This is a genomic window from Herbaspirillum lusitanum P6-12 (assembly GCF_000256565.1).
Taxonomy (GTDB): domain Bacteria; phylum Pseudomonadota; class Gammaproteobacteria; order Burkholderiales; family Burkholderiaceae_D; genus Herbaspirillum; species Herbaspirillum lusitanum.
Window position 1 is genome coordinate 1 of sequence record NZ_AJHH01000159.1, and the last position, 5,759, is coordinate 5,759.

The following is a 5,759-nucleotide window of genomic DNA, read 5'->3' on the forward strand; positions in this document are numbered from 1 at the left end:
GGGTTTTTGTCGTTAACGCGCAGTGCGTCCGCAGTGGATCGCCGTGTGTTGAGTACTACGGCTTGTAGCCGTCCGTCAGCGTCTTCAGAAACGCGATCACATCCTTGATCTCCGCATCGCTGAGCGCCGGCTTGTCGCCGGGCTGGCGGTCGAACGGCGCTTCCACATTCACATTCGGAAAATGCGCGGGCAACAGGTCGTCGAACTTGCGGATGCTGCCGTCGCGATTGCGCGGATACCATTTTTCCGGATTCGTATCGCGCTGGACGTAGAACTCCATGACTTCTTGCAGCGTGTGGAAAACGCCATTGTGGAAGAAGCTGCCGCGCAGCGCCACGTTGCGCAAGGTCGGCGTCTTGAACAGGCCGCAATACTCCGGGTTGTCCTGGAAGTCGGTGCGCTCCGGTCCGCACAGGCCGAAGTCGTGATAGCGCGGGTCCTTGTTGGCCGGAATCCTTTTGTTGCGCGGCACGCCCACGGCGATCAGGCCGTAATCGGTGAATTGCGGGAACGCACCGTTGGGCAGGATTTCGCTGATGTGGCAGGACGCGCAATTGCCCTTGGTCGGCTCGTTGAACAATTCGAGCCCGCGCAACTCTTGCGCGTTCAGCGAAGTCTGCTTGCGCAGGTAAGCGTCGTATTTGCTGGTGTAGGGATAGAAATCGGCCGGGCTTTCCTGGAACACTTCCAGCGCCATCAGCGCCGACTCGAAGGCGCGCGCGTCGTCATCGAAAATCGTCTCGCCGAAGGTCGCGCGGAACTGTGCGGCGTAGGGCGCGCGCCTGAGCTTGGCCACCACATCGGCGGGCGAGGCATTGGCCATTTCGTGCGGCGACAACAAGGGGATGCGCGCCTGGTCGTGCGCCGAATCGGCGCGGCCGTCCCAGGTGCGGCCGCCAGTCGGGCCGGCGTCGATGCTGTCGTCGCCGTCGTCATCATGGAAGTGTTCGCTGAACGGCGGCACGTTTTGCAGATAGCGCAGCGAAGGCACCGCGCGCGTGCCGGCGGTTTTCATGTCCTTGCCGCCGAGTTGCACCGACAGATTGTTGGGTGGACCGAACGCATGCTCGGGACTGTGGCAGGTTGCGCACGATTGCTGACCGGAGCCTGACAGCGACGGATCGAAAAACATGGTGCGCCCGAGCGCGGTCATTTCTTCCACGCCGGGACGGCGGCCCGGCTGCGGCGCATAGGCGGCGCCGGTGTAGGCGGGAGCAGCGTAGCCGGAAGCCGCGACGGCGGGGGACTGGCTGTCGAATCGCAGCGCCACGAAGGCAAGCGCTGCCAGCGCGGCAATGATTGGAATGGCTTTCATGGGCGCAGGATAGCAAAACTCTGTGACTTGTCGATGAAGGAGCGCACGCAGCCCTGCAATGTCATTCTGCAGTTATATTTTTCGGCTAGCATCGTGTCCCTGTCGGTTGTATCCTGCCTCATCATTCCCATGTCAAATTAAAAGAGAATCCATGCGAGCCAACATCAGCCAGTCTTTCAGCCAGCCAATCCGCTTGTCGCTTGCGGCCGTCGCCGCGATCTCCATTGCGGCGGGACTCTCCGCCTGCGGCGGCAACGCCAACATCGCCGGCGATGACGCCGCCGTGCGCAATATCGATACCGTAGTCGTGATCTATGCCGAGAACCGCGGCTTCGATACCTTGTACGGTTTGTTCCCGGGCGCCAACGGTATCCCCGGCGTGAATCCGTCGTCGAAAGGCGCGTACCTGCCGCAAGTGGATGTCGACGGCGCCGTGCTGCCGGTGCTGCCGCCGACCTGGGGCGGCATGACCGCGCCGGGCCAGAGCAAGGTGATCACGCAGGCGCAGTCGGCCGGGATGCCGAACAAGCCGTTTCAGATCGACGGCAAGGATGGCGTGGCGCTGGAAGCCAGCGTCGTCACGCGCGACCTGGTGCATCGCTTCTACAATAACCAGATGCAGATCAACGGCGGCAGGAACGACAGGTTCGCGACCTATTCCGACGCCGGCGGTCTGTCGATGGGCTACTACGACGGCAGCAACATGGCGATGTGGCAACTGGCGAAAGAGTACACGCTGGCCGACAACTTCTTCATGGGCTCCTTCGGCGGTTCGTTCCAGAATCATCAATACCTGATCTGCGCCTGCACGCCGCAATACCCGAATGCCGACAAGTCGCCGGCCAAGGGCGGCATCTCCAAGGTCGAGTTCGACGCGCAAGGCAATTTCGTGCGCCTCACGCCGGCGCCGAGCACGCCGAAATCGGTGCTCGGCGGCGCACCCAAATACGCCAATGACGGCACGCTGACTCCGGCCGACGACAAGGGCATGTATTACGCCGTCAACACCATGCAGCCGGCTTACCAGCCGAGCAATGTCGCCGCACCCGCAAGCGACGCCGCCAAGCTCTATGCCGATCCGGACAGCGCCTCGACGCTGCCGCCGCAAACGCAGAAAAACATCGGCGACCGAAGGCGGCGCAGGGCGATCGCAAGTTCCCGTCGCCGACCCCGAACTTCCAGTTCCATCACCAGCCGTTCAACTATTTCGCCAACATGGATCCGGTCAAGAACGCCGCTTACCGTGCCGAGCATCTGAAAGACTTCGACGCCAGCTTCCTGCAGGACGCGGGCTCGGGCGCGCGCGCGAATTCCGCGCTGAAGGCGGCGCAGGGCGATCGCAAGTTCCCGTCGCCGACCCCGAACTTCCAGTTCCATCACCAGCCGTTCAACTATTTCGCCAACATGGATCCGGTCAAGAACGCCGCTTACCGTGCCGAGCATCTGAAAGACTTCGACGCCAGCTTCCTGCAGGAATAGGCAAGCTGCCTGCCGTGTCGTTCTACAAGCCGCAGGGCAACCTGAACCAGCACGCCGGTTATGCCGACGTCGCATCGGGTGACGCGCACATTGCCGACGTCGTCAACAAGCTGCGCCAGAGCCCGCAATGGAAGCACATGCTGATCGTCGTGACCTATGACGAGAACGGCGGCTTCTGGGATCATGCTGCGCCGCCGAAGGCCGACAAGTGGGGTCCGGGTACGCGCATTCCGGCGATCATCGTGTCGCCGTATGCGAAAAAGGGCTATGTCGACAACAGCTTGTACGACACCAGTTCGGTACTGCGCTTCATCACGCGGCGCTGGTCGCTGCCGGTGCTTGACGGCATCGCGCTGCGCGACAAGGCGATCCAGGCCAACGGCGGCACGATTGCCAATGACGAGCTGGTGCCGACCGACGCCACCGACTTCAGCCCTTATCTTCTGAAGATCCGCCAGGCCAAACCGGACCTGGTCATCTCCAACCTGGCCGGCAACCAGATCACCAACTTCATCAAGCAATACTCGGAGTTCGGCCTGCCGTTCCCGATCGCCGGTTTCGGCTTCGACACGGCGGTCGCATGGGGCGCGGGCGCGGACAGCTTCGCCGGCACCTGGCCGACCACCTGGCACCACGACGTCAATGCGCCGTCGGCCAAGGCCTTCGTCGCCGCCTTCACCAAGAAATTCGGCAAACCGCCGGAGAACCAGGCATGGGGCGAATACGTCGCTTTCCGCTCGATCGTGCAGGCGATCACCGAAACCAAGACGCTCGATACCGCCAAGCTGATCGACTACTTCGAAAAGGGCGCGCAGGTCGACGTACTCAAAGCGCGCAAGGGCGTCTACCGCGCCTGGGATCACCAGCTGCTGCAAGAGATGTACACCGTCACGCCCAAGCCGAAGGCGCAAGTCAAGGACAAATGGGACTTCATGCTGCTGGGCTCGTCGGTGCCGGGACCGAATGAGTCGCTGGAAATCCTCGCGCCGACCATGCAAGAGAACGCCTGCACCTTTACCTGAGTCCGGATGATCCGTCGCCGTCGCTCCGGTGAAAGCCCGAGCGACGGCAGATGGTTTCGGATACCGCTCGTTTTTTCCCGTACTCCCCCTCCGGAGCAGCAATGCAAATCGTTTTCCTGTTGGAACAAATCCTCAACGGCCTGCTGGTCGGCGGGTACTACCTGCTGATCGCGCTCGGACTGTCGCTGATTTTCAGTCTCGGCGGCGTGGTCAACCTGGCGCACGGCGCCTTCTACGCCATCGGCGCCTACCTCGCGGTGGAGATCACCAAATACCTCGGCTTCACCGGCGCCCTGATCATTTCGCCCTTGCTGGTGGCGCTGATCGGCATCCTGTTCGAGCGCTTCCTGCTGCGCCGTTTCTATTCGGCCGATCCCATCCTCGGCCTGCTGCTGACCTTCGGCCTGGCGATGGTGGCGGAACAGGTGATCCGCATTTTCTGGGGCGCTTCGCCGCTGCCGGCATCGATCCCGCCGGCGCTCAAGGGCCAGATCATGGTCGGCGATTTCATGTATTCCAAATACCGCCTGCTGATGCTGGCGGCGGTCATCGTCGCGCTGGCGCTGATCTGGATATTGCTCAACAAGACTTCCTTCGGCCGCGTGGTGCGCGCCGGCGTGCAAAAGCCGGACATGGTCGCAGTGCTCGGCATCAAGCTGCATCCCTACATGACCGCCATCGTGATGCTCGGCGTCGGTCTGGCTGCGCTGGCCGGCGTGCTGTTCGCGCCGATCTCCGGAGTGCATCCGGCCATGGGCGCGGAAATCATGACCGCCGCCTTCGTGGTGGTGGTGATCGGCGGACTCGGCAGTTTCTGGGGCGTGGTGCTGGCGGCGCTGCTGGTGGGCGTGGTGCGCGGCATCACGATCCAGTTCTATGCACCGGCCGGTGAAGCGTCGATGTATCTGCTGATGCTGCTGGTCCTGATCTTCCGTCCGCGCGGCCTGCTCGGCGAACGCATCGAACGTTTTGAATGAGAGCGGACATGTATAACAAATATCAAACTCTGTGGATCGGCGCGCTGGCGCTGGTCATCGTCCCCATCCTGCTGCAACTGCTGGGCCTGACCATGTCGTCCTCGACCGACGTCGTCATTTACGCCATCGCGGCGATGGGTCTCAATCTGCTGGTCGGCTACACCGGACTGACCTCGTTCGGCCACGGCGCCTGGTTCGGTGTCGGCGCGTATGCGGCGGCGCTGTCGCAGAAATATTGGTTCCCCGGCCAGATCGTCGCGCCGATGCTGTTCACGATCGCCTTCATTGCGGTGTCGGCGGCGATTGTCGGCTTCCTGATCCTGCGCCGGCGCGGCGTGTATTTTTCGCTGCTGACGCTGGCCTTGTCGGCGCTGACGTTTGCGATTGCCTTCCGCTGGACCGATTTCACCGGCGGCGAATCGGGACTCGGCAATGTGGTGCGGCCGGTCGTGGCCGGCATCGACCTGGACCAGTCGATTCCCTTCCTCGTTTTCGTCAGCGTGATTGCGCTGATCGTGCTGTACGTGCTGCAACGCGTGATCCGCTCACCGTTCGGCCACACCATCGTGGCGATCCGCGAGAACGAGCAGCGCGCACGCTTCCAGGGTTACAGCACCATCGTCTACAAGCTGATCATGTTCATCGTCTCGGCCAGCGTGACCGGCCTGGCGGGCGCCTTACTGGCCTTCCATCATCGCTTCGCCTCGGCCGAACCGACCTCGGTGGCGTTCTCCGGCGAGTTGCTGGCGATGGTGGTGATCGGCGGCATGCGCAGCTTCCTCGGCCCGGCACTGGGCGCGCTGTTCTACATCCTGTTCCGCGAATGCCTGTCGATCTGGACCGAGAACTGGCTGCTGTGGTTCGGCCTCGCCTTCGTCGGCTTCATCCTGTTCTCGCCGACCGGACTGGTCGGCATCTGGCAACTGATCAAGAATCGCCTGCGTCCGCCGGCCGAAGTCGGCGCGG

6 protein-coding genes are annotated in these 5,759 nt (G+C 62.7%); 5 read left to right on the forward strand and 1 reads right to left on the reverse strand.

Annotation, left to right across the window (positions count from 1 at the left end; all coding sequences use genetic code 11):
- Positions 1–55: 55 nt before the first annotated feature.
- Positions 56–1,315 (reverse strand): cytochrome-c peroxidase, encoded by a 1,260-nt coding sequence (locus tag HLUSI_RS0105455; RefSeq protein ID WP_016833010.1) that lies wholly within the window; start codon positions 1,313–1,315, stop codon positions 56–58.
- 151 nt (positions 1,316–1,466) lie between these two features.
- Here HLUSI_RS0105455 and acpA point away from each other — a divergent pair, with 151 nt between their 5' ends.
- The 5 genes from acpA to HLUSI_RS0105480 form a co-directional block, all read left to right on the forward strand.
- Positions 1,467–2,573, forward strand: coding sequence for an acid phosphatase (acpA, locus tag HLUSI_RS27130; RefSeq protein ID WP_050977642.1), 1,107 nt, complete (start codon positions 1,467–1,469; stop codon positions 2,571–2,573).
- On the forward strand, positions 2,531–2,794 hold the full coding sequence (locus tag HLUSI_RS34895; protein ID WP_050977643.1) for a hypothetical protein: 264 nt from the start codon (positions 2,531–2,533) through the stop codon (positions 2,792–2,794). The genes acpA and HLUSI_RS34895 overlap by 43 nt, the downstream gene beginning before the upstream one ends.
- 14 nt (positions 2,795–2,808) lie before the next feature.
- Positions 2,809–3,816, forward strand: coding sequence for an alkaline phosphatase family protein (locus HLUSI_RS34900; RefSeq protein WP_414086403.1), 1,008 nt, complete (start codon positions 2,809–2,811; stop codon positions 3,814–3,816).
- A 101-nt stretch (positions 3,817–3,917) separates the two neighbouring features.
- Positions 3,918–4,793, forward strand: a complete 876-nt coding sequence (locus HLUSI_RS0105475) for a branched-chain amino acid ABC transporter permease (protein ID WP_016833012.1) — start codon at positions 3,918–3,920, stop codon at positions 4,791–4,793.
- Between the two features lie 8 nt (positions 4,794–4,801).
- A partial coding sequence (locus HLUSI_RS0105480; RefSeq protein WP_016833013.1) for a branched-chain amino acid ABC transporter permease occupies positions 4,802–5,759 on the forward strand: 958 nt, incomplete at its 3' end.

Bases quoted from the DNA above. Each gene is read 5' to 3' on its own strand.
- HLUSI_RS0105455 (WP_016833010.1), bottom strand. From the start codon at position 1,315: ATGAAAGCCATTCCAATCATTGCCGCGCTGGCAGCGCTTGCCTTCGTG.
- acpA (WP_050977642.1), top strand. From the start codon at position 1,467: ATGCGAGCCAACATCAGCCAGTCTTTCAGCCAGCCAATCCGCTTGTCG.
- HLUSI_RS34895 (WP_050977643.1), top strand. From the start codon at position 2,531: ATGGATCCGGTCAAGAACGCCGCTTACCGTGCCGAGCATCTGAAAGAC.
- HLUSI_RS0105475 (WP_016833012.1), top strand. From the start codon at position 3,918: ATGCAAATCGTTTTCCTGTTGGAACAAATCCTCAACGGCCTGCTGGTC.